Consider the following 14,784-nt stretch of genomic DNA (forward strand, 5'->3'; position numbering starts at 1 on the left):
TTTGAGTGGGAGGGGCTGCAGATTTTCGGAGCGATTGATATCACGGATGTCCCGAAAGAGCTGGAAATACGGTTCACGTCACCGCATCCGGCTGGAGAGGTAGCTTTACGATTAAATGCCTATGGCTGTAAGTTTACCCATCCAGACGGAAAGCTATCGGAGAGAATCAGGTTGGTTCATGGTGATGTGAACCCGACACAGGGCGACGAGAATTACGCCCGAATACCTATTCACGGTGCCACTCAAGAATCATCAATCCTTGTGTACAACGAGTATTTAGCTGGTCCTCGGGGACTTACGGATGTAAAGCAACTAGAGTCTTTCACCGGTGATAGCGGAATGCTAGTTGAGCGCTGTGAAAACAGCATTTTGTTTCGCTGCAATTCGTGGAAACCTGCCGATAGGAAGGCTTTTGCTGATATGCAGGGGAGTATTACTTTGTTGTACTAATGTACTAAGCAAGCAAAGCTGGATCCCAAAGACGTCTTGACGATGTGGAATAGATTTAGCAGGTCATGCAGACGTACACATGATGCTACTCCAGGTACGTGAAGTTCTTGAAAGGTTCAATTACTTTCAAAACTCCTTCCTCCAACCTGCCAGTATCAAAACGGTTTGATTCTCTTGACCTGTGGTTTGGGGCATGTGGATTCAAAAGGTTTAAAAACGAACCAATACACTATACATACGATTCCCTCCTAACTTTGTGCCCGAGCAACCGCCTCCGTCAGAATACGGGCGTAGAGCATCTGCCCCTTAACCTCCGGATGCACGCCGTCCGAAGTCATCAGACCAGGATCGCTCCGCACCGCCTGCGTTATTGCACCGTTCCAGTCTGCAATATAGACGCGGGAAGAATTTTTCTGCGCAAACTCACGAATCAGATTATTTGAAGAATCAATCCAGGTGAGGGTTCGCGGACCGTACCCCGTTGCGAGCACCAACTTCGTGTCTGCCGGAAGCGCCCGCAAAACCTCTTCAAGCTGACCGGGCATCAGCGTCGAGTTAGCGGTTACCGAGAGTACTAAAACTTTCCCAATTTTTCCCTGCGATGACCAGGATTTGACCATGGGCAACGCCTGAACAATGGTGCGTCCCTCTGCCGCGTCGATCGTGGCGTCCGGCATCGCATCATAAATATCGGGCTCTGCAGAAAGCACTACAGAATCGCCGATCACGGTTACATCAGCAGAATTCACCTGCGGATATTCATCCGGCACCGCCGGGGCTGCAGAGCTAGGGGTCGCTGCTGCCGCACTTGCTGTTGGCGAGGCGCTCGCATGTGCTCGTTGTTCCTCACGCGCTTTTAAACGTTCCTGGGCGCGCTTTTTGCCTTCTTCAACGGCGCGTTGTGCACTAGTTTGATCAGGAGCAGTTCGTACCGCGACGGCAGTCGCTGAGCCTGCGCCCATCACAAGGACTAAAGCAATAACGGGTAGAGCACGATACCTGCCGTAACGAATGCTTCCAAAAAATTGTGCGAACGAGCTACGGAAACCATATCGCCGTACTGGAGTTTCAAGGTAACGATAAGAAAGCTCAGCAATAATGACGGTAACCAGCAGAACGACAACGTTCCACAGCGGTGAACGATCCACACCCAGAAGATAATGCGCCATAACGGCAAGCGGCCAGTGCCAGAGGTAAAGTCCGTAGGATCTCTGCCCAATCCAGGTGAGGGGACCGAAAGATAACACCGAACGTAATAGAGACGATGCCCCGGCGAGCATATCCGGCAGGATTCCTTGAATAACTCCAAGAGTCAGCAGCGAAGCGCCGAGGAGCCCCCAGGGGATAGTGCCCGGCGCCTTCTCAGGCATAAGAAGAGCAAGCGAAATGAGAGCAACCAAGCAGAGCCAGCTGAGAATTACACGCAGGAAAGTCACCGCTCCAAAGGGTTGCGCCACTCGATATATAACGTGTTTATCACGAGGTGGATAGAGCGACCACGGGATCGAAAAAGCTAGTAAAACACCTAGAAGCAGACCGTAAACATGGGTATCGGTACCGTAATAAATACGGCTGATGGGCGCTCCAAACGCCAACATAACCGTGCCGCTTGTTAAGGATGCAATGATAGCTATAAAGATAATGAGGCTGAATCGTCTCCACCGTCTGCCGAGGATAACACCCGCCGCCACCAGGAGAAGAGGCCAGAACAGGTAGAACTGCTCTTCAACGGCAAGCGACCAAAAGTTCGTGAAAAGTTCGGGAGAAGTCTGAGCAAAATAGTCGTTACCGCTGAAAATAGAGAGCCAGTTAGATGAGAATGTGCCTGCGCCAGTAAGTTGTCTGCCCAGATTGACCTGTATATCGCCGCCTACTGCTAGTGCGATGGGTCCGGTTACTAAAATGAGTAGTGCGATCGCAGGAAGGAGCCTGCGAGCGCGGCGCTTCCAGAAAAGGAACAGGTTAATGCGCCCGGTTATCGCCCCTTCACGGAGTAAGAGAGCGGTAATCAAATATCCCGAGATGACGAAGAAAATATCGACCCCGATCATACCGCCCGGCACCGCAGTAGGCCAGAGATGGTACACAATTACCAGGAGTACGGCGATAGCTCGCAGGCCGTCAAGCCCGGGCAACATAAAAGAGCGGTTAGCCTCATGGGGACTGACCGCAGACGGAAAAAGTTGCTTCATGATGTGTTGTTACTCCGGGGTGATGAAAGAGTGAAGAAAAATACTGTTTACTAGTATAAAAGTTTATTTGTTAGATAGAGACGTTTGGAGTCAGCGGGAAGTTTTGTGAAATTTAAGAAAAGCGGTTACCAGATATTTTGGTATCTATAAGGGTGTTGTGCTGGTGCTTGAGCGTTGATGGGGCGTAGTACATAAGCAACATAGTGTCTCGATTCGTGCTGTACGCCACATGCGATAATAGGGTAGAGATAACTGAGCTATTCGTAATTTTTGGAGGCAACAGAATGGTAGAAGCAACGCAGACTAAAATACGGCGGGTGGCGGTTCTCGGAGCATCGGGGCGTATGGGATCGGAAGCGGTCAAAGCTATTACCGATGCCCCCGATCTTGAATTAGTTGCCGCTTTAGGACGTGAAGACTCTCTCGAAAAGCTCGTTGAAACCAATGCTGAGATTATGGTTGATTTGACCGTGCCGACCGCTACCGAGACGAACGTCCGTTTTGCCGTAGAGCATGGAGTGCATGCTGTTGTGGGTACTACCGGCTGGACTGAAGAACGTGTGGAATCCTTGCGTGAGCTTCTTGATGAGTACCCGCAGATGGGTGTGCTGATTGCACCGAATTTTGCGTTGGGATCCATTTTGGCGACGGAATTTGCGGCTAAGGCGGCACCGTATTTTGAATCGGTTGAGATTATCGAGATTCACCACCCCAATAAGGTCGATGCCCCCTCGGGAACAGCCGCTCACACAGCACGCCGGGTTGCGGCTGCGCGAGAGGAAGCTGGGCTTGGAACCAGTCCGGATGCTACCGAGAGCGATCCTCTGGGGTCTCGCGGCGGTAAAGTTGAGGGTATTAATGTGCATGCGGTGCGGCTTCGCGGCATGGTTGCGCATCAGGAAATTCTGCTGGGCGACCCCGGACAGCTTTTGACAATCCGCCACGATTCTTTCGACCGCGCATCCTTCATGCCCGGAGTGCTTTTGGGCGTTCGGCGGGTCGCGGCTCATCCGGGGCTGAGCGTTGGACTCGATAAGTATATGGATCTGTAGATCGTGCGGATACCGACTCCAATGACCTCTGAACAAGAAACGGTAAAACCCGTGCGGGGCGCCTCATGGCTGACATCGCTGAGATTATGGGTTGCGATTGCCTGTCTCTTATTAGTCTGTACCGTGCTTCTGCTGCCTCTGTCGCTGGGTATTCGTGCGTCAATACTGGGCGTGCTGATTTTTAGCGGAGTATTTATGCTGGTGGATGCGGGCGGTAAAGGTAAAATCTTTGCGGCGCTCACAGTGGCGCTCTTGGGGCTGTACCTGCTGTTTACGGCACAGCGTGGGGTCGTGCTCATTGCGTCGGGGAATATCGCAGGTATTCTGCTCGGGGCAGGACTATTGCTTTTGCCCGCAGTGGGTGCATGGGCGCTTGTGCGCGAGGTGATATTTGGTGCGTGTATACAGCGAATGGCTCAGGAGCTTGATGCCCAGGGTAAACTTCCCGAAGATACGCTGCCACGAAGTCCTTCCGGAAGGGTTGATCGTGAGGCCGCTTCAGTAGAACTTGAAAAATTTGCCGATGTTCTCGAAGCACATCCGGACAGCTGGGAAGCCTGGTTTAATCTCTCGTGCATGTACGATGTCTGCGGTGAACGTAAACGTGCCCGCGCCGCTATGCGAAATGCGATTTCTCTACGCCGCGGTCGTGGTGTGACCGACCTGAAATAGCGTGGCTGTTAGGGTAGTCCATGCGTGTTCATGAGGAGTGCTTGAAGTTGCGTTTTGAGCTCAAGAACGCAGAATTCCATAAAAAGTGAAAATTTTTCGGGACAGAAGCAAAATTAATGTAGCGTAAGAATAGCTTAAGATAGTACTCTGGGGTGTATGGCTGAGAACGTGATGAACCCCGGTACTTTTGTAAACCCGCCCTTTGGGCGTCTGCTCACGGCGATGGTAACGCCCTTCGCTCAAGACGGATCTGTGGATGAAAAACAGGTTGCACACCTGGCGGAATACCTCATTAACAATGGTCATGACGGGTTGATTGTCTGTGGCACCACAGGAGAATACTCGACCATGACCGATGATGAGAACGAGCGAGTTTTCGCCATCGTCAAAGAAGCTGTAGGAGACCGTGCCTCTATTGTTGCTGGCGTGGGCTCGAACGACACCGCGCATACCATTGAGCTTGCCCGTCGCGCCGAAAAGGTTGGTGTTGACGGTTTGCTTGTAGTGACTCCCTACTATAACAAGCCCACTCAGCATGGCGTTTACGCGCATTTTAGCACCGTAGCAAAAGCCACCAGTACACCCATCATGCTCTACGATATTCCGGGGCGTGCCAGCATCCCGATTGCCCCCGACACCTACCGTCGGCTGGCAGAACTTGATAATATTGTTGCTGTTAAGGATGCGAAGGCTGACTTTGGCGCCGCAACCGACGTTATGGCAACCACAGATTTGCATTACTACAGTGGTGATGATGGTTTGACTCTGCCTTGGATGGCAGTAGGAGCCGTAGGCTTAGTTTCAGTTACCGCGCATGTGGCACCCATGCTCTTCCGTGAGTTTATCGATGCCGTTGTAGCGCAGGATCTTGTGAGTGCGCAGCGCATTAACCTGCAGCTCGTGCCCATTGTGAACGCCACCATGGGACGAGCCCCCGGAGCCGTTGCTGCCAAAGAAATCCTGGCTTGGCAAGGCGTTCTTGGCACACCTGTTGTACGCCTGCCTCATGTACTTTCCGAACCCGAGGTGGCGGAGGCTATCCGAGCGGATCTGCTTTCCTCCACTATCGCGCAGACTCTTAAAAACGCATAAGACTTTCTGCGGCTAGTTTCGGGCGGACCCAGCGTGACTCGTATGTAGCGAGAAGATCACGCGGGTCCGCTTTCCGTGCAGAAGCGGAACGTGAAGGCGTGGACCCCTCCTCTAGAGGCGAGATGCGTCCATGACCTTTGGCGAACGGACTCTCAGCCTCTCAAGCCGCATGAGCAGCACCCGCGAAGCAGCCCGATACGCTTCGGAGTTTGATACTCACAGCGGGTGCGCCCTTAGACGACACGAAAAATAGAATCATAGAAAATAAGGAGATACGCATGAGCGTTTTTGAAAATGATCTGCCGGCGCCTCCCAAACTGCAGAAAGACACCCTGCGCGTGGTGCCTCTCGGTGGTCTGGGTGAAGTCGGTCGAAATATGACCGTCTACGAAATCAACGGCAAACTGCTGATTGTAGACTGCGGTGTGCTCTTCCCTGAAGAGTCCCAGCCCGGTGTAGACCTAATCCTGCCCGACTTCAGCTATGTGGTCGATCGCCTGGATGATGTAGTCGCCATGGTTCTCACTCACGGGCACGAAGACCACATTGGGGCGGTACCTTATCTGCTTAAGAAACGTCCCGATATTCCCCTCATCGGTTCCGAACTCACTCTCGCGCTGGTAGAAGCGAAGCTTGCCGAGCATCGCATCAAGCCTTATACGCTCACCGTAAAGGAACACCAGATCGAAAAATTTGGTCCTTTTGAATGCGAGTTCATCGCGGTTAACCACTCTATTCCGGATGCACTCGCCGTATTTATCCGAACCGCTGCAGGAACTGTGCTACACACCGGCGACTTTAAGATGGATCAGCTTCCACTGGATGGGCGCATCACCGACCTGCGTCACTTCTCGCGTCTGGGCGACGAAGGTGTGGATCTATTCCTGCCTGACTCCACAAACGCAGAGGTTCCCGGGTTTACACCCACCGAAAAAAATATCGGACCTGTTATATCGAGCGTATTCCGCGATGCGCCCGGTCGTATTATCGTGGCCTCGTTCTCCTCACACGTTCACCGCGTGCAGCAGGTGCTCGATGCCGCAGTCGAGCGCGGGCGCAAAGTTGTGCTGGTCGGACGCTCCATGGTGCGCAATATGACCATCGCTGAGAAACTGGGTTACCTCAAGGTACCTGAGGGCGTTCTTGTAGATTTGAAGAAGGTCGATGAATACCGCCCCGATGAGCTTGTACTCATGTGTACCGGTTCGCAGGGCGAGCCGATGGCAGCTTTGTCGCGTATGGCTAATGGCGATCACAAGGTTCAGCTTGAACCGGGCGACACCGTCGTGTTGGCTTCTTCGCTAATTCCGGGTAACGAAACCAGCGTGTACCGCATTATTAACGCCCTGATGAAACTTGGCGTGACTGTTGTGCATAAGGGTAACGCAAAGGTTCACGTTTCCGGTCACGCGGCGGCGGGAGAGCTGCTGTACTGCTACAACATTCTGGAACCGAAGAACGTGATGCCTGTTCACGGCGAGGTTCGTCACCTGATTGCTAACGGGGAACTGGCGAAAGAGACAGGTGTTCCCGAAGAAGGCGTGCTCCTGTGCGAATCCGGTACCGTTGTGGATCTCAAAGATGGCGTAGCGAAGATCGTTGGCGAAGTTCCCTGCGAATACCTGTACGTGGATGGACGTTCTGTCGGTTCGGTGACTGAGGACGATCTTAAGGCACGCCGCGTTCTGGGCGAAGAAGGATTCGTCTCTATCGTGACGGTGATCGATCGTGCTACCAAACGTGTGGTAACCGGGCCAGATATTCATGCCCGCGGTATCGCCGAAGACGATTCGGTCTTCGACGAGATCACCCCCAAAATTACCGCCGCCCTTGAGGATGCGCTTCACCGCGCGCCCGAGAAGGTGCATACGGTACAGCAGCTTCAGCAGATTGTGCGCCGTACCATTGGTGCATGGATCTCCCGCCGCCTGCGCCGTAAGCCCATGATCGTCCCGGTGGTCGTTGAGACTAAAACGGATGAGGAGCCTAAGCCGACGGTGTAGCGAGCGCATAGCCCACGGCGAAAGGCGGTGCGGGCACGCTCTGTGCGAACGCACCCCGCACAATACACGACAAACGGGGCCGATAGCTGCTTGAGCGGTCGGCTCCGTTCCCGTGTACGGTAGCATATGAATACTATGGATGCGTATCACGTTCTTGCCCCGATTGCATCGGTCGCGAGAGAATGACGGCATCTAGCCCCAAGCACATGGAAGGTTGCTAACCTAGTAAATATGGCTTCACGGAGTAATCAAGGGCGTAAAAGCAAAACCGGATCAGCCAAGAAAACCTCGGCACGCGGCTCCCGAGGCACGTCTAAGCGCGCGAACACCCCCGAAACCAACCCCGTAGCAAATGCTATTGCGAAAGTGTGGTTAGGCATCGCCCACACGGTGGGCGGCGCTGTGCGTGCTCTTGGGGTGCATCGCACAGATTTAGATCCACAGGCACGCCGCGATGGTGGAGCGCTCTTCATTCTGCTTTTCGGCATTATTACGGCTGGGGTCGAATGGTATAGCTGGCGCGTCATGTCTGCACCGGTCATTATCCATGCCCCAATCTCGGCATGGCACACCATGCTGGGCGGCGTTTTCGGTCAGGGTGCTATTTTGGTACCGATTCTGAGCTTTATCTTGGCATGGTGCGTTTTCCGTACGCCGGATGATGTTCGCCGCACCAATCGAGTCTCGCTCGGCCTGCTGCTCATCCTTATTGCAGCGTCGCTTTTCTTCGCGATGAACGCCGGATACCCCAGTTTTTCGGGCGGTTTTGAGGCCGTATGGGCCGGGGGTGGCGCCATTGGTGCACTTCTTGGACCTCTCATGCAACGCATAGTATTTGTGCAGTGGCTCGTTATTCTGGCTCTCTTCGTCATGGGGCTCATGGTATTGACGGCTACTCCGGTGCGTCAGGTTATTCCGCGACTTACACATCTCGTTCGTATGGCCTTGGGCGAAAAGCCGGTTGCCTCCACCGATGACGACCCAACCATCGCATACCCGCAGGACGGCTATGATGCGGATTCCACGGCAGCGACTCAGACAGTCGATTTGAGTGCCTCGGAACATGATCGTAGCTATCTTTACGGTGATGAGGAAGAACGCCGTACGCCTCGCGGCGGTATCTTCGGGTCAATTAAGCGGTGGTTCGGATTCGGCCGTTCCCAACAGGCCGATCAGGGATTGGATGAATACGTTGGCGATGAGGCATTCGCCAGCCCCGTGGTTAATACTCATGAAGAGTTTTCCGCAACCTCTGCGGATGCCCCAGCGCCGCATTCTTCGGCATCGTCTCAGGGTAGGTTGAGCCGCCTGCCCAAACGCCGCACCGAGAACACCGTGTTCGATCATGAGGCTTCGGACGCGCCCTCGGCACGCCTGGCTCAGGCTCAGCGTGCCGCCGTTGAACACGGTCGTGTGGCACCAGATGCACTCTTTGATGTAGAGGCTTTTGATGACACATCGGTTCAGTCGGTTGTGCCCGCCGCATCCGAGCAGAGCGTTGCGACAAAGCAGATAGCAAGCCCTCAGACGCAGCCTCCTCAACAGTCACAGCCGGAAGCAGTGCAGCAGCAAGGTACATCGGCTAAACCGCAGCAAAGTAGTGGTGCATCCCGCATGCCGCAGACGAAGCCGCAAGCTACGGTCAGCGGAACAGCGGCTGCCGGTACGGGGGCGTCACGACCCCTGCAAAACAACACGCGCACCGCGCATACCGAGCAGGCCCGCCCCGAACAATCCGTCGAGTCTTCGCAGGGCACTTATAACCTGCCCGCAGAACAGATGCTGGTGGCGGGTCCCCCTGCTAAGGAATCATCCGAAGTGAACGAACACGTGGTCGAAGCACTGACCAACGTTTTAGAGCAGTTTAAGGTTGATGCGGTTGTCACCGGATTCTCGCGCGGTCCGACCGTGACCCGCTACGAGATCGAGCTGGGTGCCGGGACGAAGGTTGAACGTGTGACCGCGCTGAGTAAGAATATCGCCTATGCAGTCGCCAGCCCGGATGTGCGTATACTATCGCCTATTCCCGGTAAATCGGCGATCGGTATTGAGATTCCAAATACTGACCGCGAGACGGTATCTCTGGGCGATGTCTTACGGTCCCCGCAGGCTCACTCGAACCCGCATCCGATGGTTATGGGCGTGGGCAAAGATGTCGAGGGAGGTTTTGTGCTTGCGAACCTGGCGAAAATGCCGCATATGCTGGTTGCGGGTGCAACCGGCGCCGGTAAGTCTTCGTTCGTGAACTCGATGATCACCTCGATTCTTATGCGTTCTACACCTGATCAGGTGCGTTTAGTGATGGTGGACCCCAAACGCGTGGAGCTTACCGCCTATGAGGGAATTCCACACCTGATTACGCCTATTATTACTAACCCGAAGAAGGCAGCGGAGGCGCTTCAATGGGTAGTACGTGAAATGGATGCACGCTATGACGACCTGGCGCATTACGGGTTTAAGCATGTGGACGATTTCAACAAGGCCGTACGCGAGGGTAAGATTCAGCCTGAGCCGGGGAGTAAACGAAAAATTCACGAGTACCCGTACCTGTTGGTTATCGTGGACGAGCTTGCCGATTTGATGATGGTTGCCCCGCGTGACGTTGAAGAGGCGATTGTTCGTATTACGCAGTTGGCGCGTGCAGCTGGTATTCACCTGGTGCTTGCAACTCAGCGTCCTTCGGTTGACGTGGTAACCGGTCTGATTAAGGCGAACGTTCCTTCGCGTATGGCGTTTGCGACATCATCGGTCACGGATTCGCGTGTGGTGCTGGATCAACCAGGCGCTGAAAAACTGATCGGTCAGGGCGATGCGCTCTTCCTGCCAATGGGTGCCTCGAAGCCGATGCGTGTGCAGGGTGCGTGGGTCTCTGAATCCGAGATTCATGCGGTTGTTGAGCACGTGAAGCAGCAGGCTCCGACAATTTACCGTGAAGATGTTATGGTCTCAGCCGCGAAGAAGCAGATTGATGAGGAAATCGGCGATGACCTTGATGACCTGCTCCAAGCGGCTGAAATCGTGATTACCACGCAGTTTGGTTCTACCTCAATGCTTCAGCGTAAACTCCGCATGGGCTTTGCGAAGGCGGGGCGCATTATGGATCTGCTGGAGTCTCAAGGCATAGTTGGTCCTTCTGAGGGGTCGAAGGCGCGCGATGTGTTGGTGCGCCCAGACGATCTGCAGAATACCTTGGCACGCATCCGGGGTGAAGAGGTGCCCGAACCCGTTGAGGAAACTTTTGAAGACCCGTATGCGCAAGCGGTGAACCCCGCAGAGCCTGCCGAATATGCGGTGGAAGAGAGCGATGAGGGCTCGGAGGACGCCTGGCAGCTCACGGGGCGATAACCCAAACAGTCGTATTCAAAGTAGTTCTCACACCCTAGAGAGATTCCCGCTTCTGCTGGCATATCGTGCTACGGAAGCGGGAATTTTTCTATTACTGCGAGCCCGAACAAGGATTTATCGGAATGCCATTCTTATAGGAACGATACCTCGTATACTGGAAAGATATGAGGCGAGGGCTACGCTCTGGGAGCTCCTTGCAGCCAACAACGAGTCGTTGGTACCAGACTGTAGAGACGAAGGGTAACAGTGAGTCAGGAATCAGCATCGGCGGTATCGCAGACCGAGCGTCATGTATCTAACTGGAATTTGCCGAATATTCTGACGGTTGTGCGTATTATTGCAGTTCCTTTTTTCGTTGTAGTGCTCCTTGCGGGCGGAACATTCGGAGCTGAAGATGTAGCGCAGCGGTGGCTTGCTTTTGCCCTCTTTATCGCCGCGATGATTACCGACTGGGCGGACGGTTACCTGGCTCGAAGCCGTAACCTCATCACGAGCTTTGGGAAGATCGCTGATCCTATTGCTGATAAGCTCCTCACCGGTGCGGCGTTTATTACCCTTTCTTGGTTGGGCGAGCTGTGGTGGTGGGTGACCGCTGTAATTCTCCTTCGGGAGTGGGGAATCACCATCATGCGTTTTTTCGTTATCAAATACGGGGTTATGGCGGCAAATAAGGGCGGAAAGATCAAAACCGTTTTACAAACCATTGCTCTCGTGGTGATGCTCTTACCCTTAGGACTCCTCGGCGAGCCTTGGTTGGTTCCCGGATGGGTTCTTATGGCGGCGGTAACCGCTATTACCGTCTGGACAGGAGTAGTTTACGTGCGTGATGCTCACCAGCTTCGCCAGATATGGCTGGCGCAGCATCCCGCATAGGCATGAGGCTGGGACATTCTAGATGGATTGTCCCGGTGTTTTATACGATGGATATATCTCGTTGGGAGGAGCACTTATGGGCGTACTCAAAACGGTACCGCATAGTGCGAAGGAAGCCGCTCAGATACTTCACGATGCGTTGGTCGGTACAGGTCTGACAATCGCCACGGCGGAATCCCTCACCGGAGGAGACGTCGGGGGTACTATCTGCACCGTTGCAGGAGCCTCGGAATACTACCGCGGCGGGGTTATCTCATATGCGAGCGCGGTCAAGGCATCCGTTTTAGGCGTAAACGAGGAGCTTTTAGCTAAGAATGGTTCCGTTGATCCGGAAGTTGCCCGGCAGATGGCGCAGGGAACCGCACGAATCTGTGGAGCTGACTACGGGGTTTCGACCACTGGAGTTGCAGGGCCAGAGTCGCACGATGGTAAGCCCGTTGGTACCGTATTTTTGGGTGTGCACACTCCAGAGGCAACCTATGCCGTACAGCGGCACTATGAGGGGGATAGGGTACAGATTCGCGCCTCGGCAACGGCGGATGCAATTCTCCTGCTGACCCAGGCTGTGCATGGTACTAAGGACGCATCGTAGCCTTATCTAGAGGTCAGCTGAAGTATCTTTTCACGGGATACTTTAATCAAGTTTCCAGGAATTTCCCAGGTACATGGGAATAAAACTATAGCTTGGTAAGTTTGAATATATACTAGCCAGGCTCATATAGACGGTACAGTCACCGAGGCTAGCCGAGAACTAAAAAATGAGTTAGGCTTAATAACTGTAAGAACCGAACACTGGTTGACCTACGTACGAGGAGAAACAACGCATATGACCAAGAAGCGTGTATCTATTAATGGTATTACCCGGTGGAAAGAAATTAACCCAGCTCCGCAACAGGTAGCTCCCGCTGTGGAAGAGGCAAAGACTGTACCTCTGCGCCAGGCTATTGGCGAGGTTCTTCGTGACGTTCGTCAGCGTCAGGGTCGTACTCTACGCGAGGTTTCACAGAGTGCACGTGTTTCCTTGGGTTATCTCAGCGAAGTTGAGCGTGGGCAGAAGGAAGCTTCTTCGGAGCTTCTGGCATGGATTTGCCAGGCGCTTGATATCCCGATGTACCAGATGCTCCGTGAAGTCGCCGACCGCATGGCAATTCTAGAGGGCGTACACGTTCCGGATACCGTTCCCGCCGAGCTTGCTGAGCAGTACCGTAACGATTACATGATGGCTTCGCTCTAAGAGACCTATGTGAGCGAACCGCGCATCCGTTATGATGCGCGGTTCGCTTTTTTTATGCACTGACAACGGTAGAGGTCTACCTTCATAGGGGACTCTGATTGAAGCATTCTCGTAATTTTTTCTCGGACGTGCCCTGAAACAGGAGAGCGTAAGGAGGTACGATGAAACTCAGCGAGTTTTGGACAAATATGGACTACGAATTCGGTGCTGGATATGCCCGAGTTTTGGCGGGCGATTTGGTGCTTGGGTCGCTTGGGAATATGACGGCTTTAGAGGCACTTGAAGCTGGGGTTGCGCCGAAGGATGTTTGGCTTGCGGTCTGCGAGACACAGGATATTCCGGAGGTTCGCCGTTTGGGACCCGACCGTGAACCGCGCAGGTAGCCGGAATCCATGAATTGCTGCGGAATAAGTCCGGTTTTAGGGGCTGTTGAGATACCACATGGGGAGACTCTGAGATGGGCACGGCGAGCATAAATTCGAAAAAATTTGCCGAAAATTTGTGCGATTTATAGGATTTTTGTTCGAGTCATGCTAATCTATCCACAGAGTAAAAATATCTGTACTTTCTGGGGGATTTTTCCACATTCTTCCGCCGCCGGTCTTAAAGTGTCAGGCGGACTTCGTAGAGTAGTGTGCAGAGGGTGGCGAGAAGCACCTCCCGAAGAATCATTGAGACCTTCTATTGATAGAACGAGGTAACTAATCGTGGCAAAGAACAGCAAGGCACAGGGCGTCGCTCGTGTTCCTGAAGAAGGCCGTGCTAAGGCACTTGAAGCCGTAATGGCTAAAATCGACAAGGATTATGGTAAAGGCGCGATTATGCGTCTAGGCGATAAAGAGACCGTGAAAACGGAGGTTATTTCAACCGGCGCTATCGCTTTGGATGCTGCTCTCGGTATTGGTGGACTGCCTCGCGGCCGTGTGATCGAAATTTATGGTCCTGAATCTTCCGGTAAGACCACTGTCGCTCTGCACGCTGTAGCGAATGTGCAGAAAGCGGGCGGTATTGCGGCGTTTATTGATGCTGAACATGCGCTCGACCCGGTCTATGCTGCTAAACTCGGCGTTGACACCGATGCCCTCTTGGTATCGCAGCCCGATACTGGGGAACAGGCACTTGAAATTATGGATATGCTGGTTGGCTCCGGCGCTGTAGATATCGTTGTGGTCGACTCTGTAGCGGCTCTCGTTCCCCGCGCCGAGATTGACGGCGATATGGGTGATTCTCATGTGGGTCTGCAGGCTCGTTTGATGAGCCAGGCTCTCCGTAAAATTACAGGTCGCCTGGCATCCACCGGCACTACAGCAATCTTCATTAACCAGCTTCGTGAGAAGATCGGCGTGTTCTTTGGTTCTCCCGAAACCACGACCGGCGGTAAGGCTCTGAAGTTCTACGCCTCGGTGCGTATCGATATTCGACGTATTGAGACCCTAAAGGACGGGGCGAACCCCATTGGCAATAAAACCCGTGCCAAGATCGTGAAGAATAAGATGGCTCCGCCCTTCAAACAGGCCGAGTTCGACATTCTGTATGGTGAGGGTATCTCTGTCGAAGGCGGTATTCTTGACCTCGCGGTAGAGCATGACATCGTCAAGAAATCTGGCGCCTGGTTTACCTATGATGGTGAACAGCTGGGGCAGGGGCGCGAGAACGTGCGTAAACTGCTCAAGGATAACCCGGAACTAACTGAAGAACTACAGTATAAGGTCCTCGTAAAACTCGGAATTATTGATCCTGAAGGTGAGCAATCTTCGGAAGAGGCTGAAGCCACATCGGTTGAAGCCGATCCTCTCGACGAGCTCGCAGAAGAATTCTAAATAAGATGGCGTGTGCCGCGCATCCACGATAGATAGCCTAGCTTTGAGGAT

General features: G+C 53.6%; 11 protein-coding genes. 10 read left to right on the plus strand and 1 reads right to left on the minus strand.

The features are described 5' to 3' along the window. Positions 1-698 precede the first annotated feature (698 nt). Positions 699-2,642, minus strand: a complete 1,944-nt coding sequence (locus tag HMPREF3016_RS03795; RefSeq protein ID WP_048753077.1) for an acyltransferase family protein — start codon at positions 2,640-2,642, stop codon at positions 699-701. A gap of 284 nt (positions 2,643-2,926) precedes the next feature. Between HMPREF3016_RS03795 and dapB the strand changes: the two genes are divergently transcribed. The 10 genes from dapB to recA all read left to right on the plus strand — a co-directional run bounded on the left by dapB (position 2,927) and on the right by recA (position 14,733). Then, positions 2,927-3,694 (plus strand): 4-hydroxy-tetrahydrodipicolinate reductase, encoded by a 768-nt coding sequence (dapB, locus tag HMPREF3016_RS03800; protein ID WP_048753079.1) that lies wholly within the window; start codon positions 2,927-2,929, stop codon positions 3,692-3,694. A gap of 21 nt (positions 3,695-3,715) precedes the next feature. Further along, positions 3,716-4,366, plus strand: a complete 651-nt coding sequence (locus HMPREF3016_RS03805) for a hypothetical protein (protein ID WP_048753081.1) — start codon at positions 3,716-3,718, stop codon at positions 4,364-4,366. 156 nt (positions 4,367-4,522) lie between these two features. Further along, positions 4,523-5,458 (plus strand): 4-hydroxy-tetrahydrodipicolinate synthase, encoded by a 936-nt coding sequence (gene dapA, locus HMPREF3016_RS03810; protein WP_080972546.1) that lies wholly within the window; start codon positions 4,523-4,525, stop codon positions 5,456-5,458. A 278-nt stretch (positions 5,459-5,736) separates the two neighbouring features. After that, positions 5,737-7,461 carry a ribonuclease J gene (locus HMPREF3016_RS03815; protein WP_013398755.1) on the plus strand — a complete coding sequence of 575 codons (1,725 nt, stop codon included), beginning with the start codon at positions 5,737-5,739 and terminating at the stop codon, positions 7,459-7,461. A gap of 231 nt (positions 7,462-7,692) precedes the next feature. After that, a complete protein-coding gene (locus tag HMPREF3016_RS03820; protein WP_048753083.1) occupies positions 7,693-10,806 on the plus strand; it encodes a DNA translocase FtsK in 3,114 nt (1,037 codons plus the stop codon). A 246-nt stretch (positions 10,807-11,052) separates the two neighbouring features. Continuing rightward, positions 11,053-11,679 carry a CDP-diacylglycerol--glycerol-3-phosphate 3-phosphatidyltransferase gene (pgsA, locus tag HMPREF3016_RS03825; protein WP_048753085.1) on the plus strand — a complete coding sequence of 209 codons (627 nt, stop codon included), beginning with the start codon at positions 11,053-11,055 and terminating at the stop codon, positions 11,677-11,679. A 76-nt stretch (positions 11,680-11,755) separates the two neighbouring features. Further along, a complete protein-coding gene (locus tag HMPREF3016_RS03830; RefSeq protein ID WP_048753086.1) occupies positions 11,756-12,271 on the plus strand; it encodes a CinA family protein in 516 nt (171 codons plus the stop codon). 234 nt (positions 12,272-12,505) lie between these two features. After that, positions 12,506-12,913: a helix-turn-helix domain-containing protein gene (locus HMPREF3016_RS03835; protein ID WP_048753088.1), complete on the plus strand. Its 408-nt coding sequence runs from the start codon at positions 12,506-12,508 to the stop codon at positions 12,911-12,913. Positions 12,914-13,074: 161 nt separating this feature from the next. Beyond that, a complete protein-coding gene (locus tag HMPREF3016_RS03840; protein WP_004006267.1) occupies positions 13,075-13,296 on the plus strand; it encodes a DUF3046 domain-containing protein in 222 nt (73 codons plus the stop codon). A 324-nt stretch (positions 13,297-13,620) separates the two neighbouring features. Next, positions 13,621-14,733: a recombinase RecA gene (recA, locus tag HMPREF3016_RS03845; protein WP_048753090.1), complete on the plus strand. Its 1,113-nt coding sequence runs from the start codon at positions 13,621-13,623 to the stop codon at positions 14,731-14,733. The last annotated feature ends 51 nt before the right edge of the window (positions 14,734-14,784 follow it).

Origin of the sequence: Rothia sp. HMSC065D02 (assembly GCF_001815285.1) — a bacterium.
GTDB classification, from domain to species: domain Bacteria; phylum Actinomycetota; class Actinomycetes; order Actinomycetales; family Micrococcaceae; genus Rothia; species Rothia dentocariosa.

Excerpts from the sequence above, each read along its gene's own strand:
- HMPREF3016_RS03830 (WP_048753086.1), top strand. The coding sequence starts at position 11,756 with ATGGGCGTACTCAAAACGGTACCGCATAGTGCGAAGGAAGCCGCTCAG.
- dapA (WP_080972546.1), top strand. The coding sequence starts at position 4,523 with ATGGCTGAGAACGTGATGAACCCCGGTACTTTTGTAAACCCGCCCTTT.
- HMPREF3016_RS03815 (WP_013398755.1), top strand. The coding sequence starts at position 5,737 with ATGAGCGTTTTTGAAAATGATCTGCCGGCGCCTCCCAAACTGCAGAAA.
- HMPREF3016_RS03820 (WP_048753083.1), top strand. The coding sequence starts at position 7,693 with ATGGCTTCACGGAGTAATCAAGGGCGTAAAAGCAAAACCGGATCAGCC.
- dapB (WP_048753079.1), top strand. The coding sequence starts at position 2,927 with ATGGTAGAAGCAACGCAGACTAAAATACGGCGGGTGGCGGTTCTCGGA.
- HMPREF3016_RS03840 (WP_004006267.1), top strand. The coding sequence starts at position 13,075 with ATGAAACTCAGCGAGTTTTGGACAAATATGGACTACGAATTCGGTGCT.
- HMPREF3016_RS03795 (WP_048753077.1), bottom strand. The coding sequence starts at position 2,642 with ATGAAGCAACTTTTTCCGTCTGCGGTCAGTCCCCATGAGGCTAACCGC.
- HMPREF3016_RS03805 (WP_048753081.1), top strand. The coding sequence starts at position 3,716 with ATGACCTCTGAACAAGAAACGGTAAAACCCGTGCGGGGCGCCTCATGG.
- HMPREF3016_RS03835 (WP_048753088.1), top strand. The coding sequence starts at position 12,506 with ATGACCAAGAAGCGTGTATCTATTAATGGTATTACCCGGTGGAAAGAA.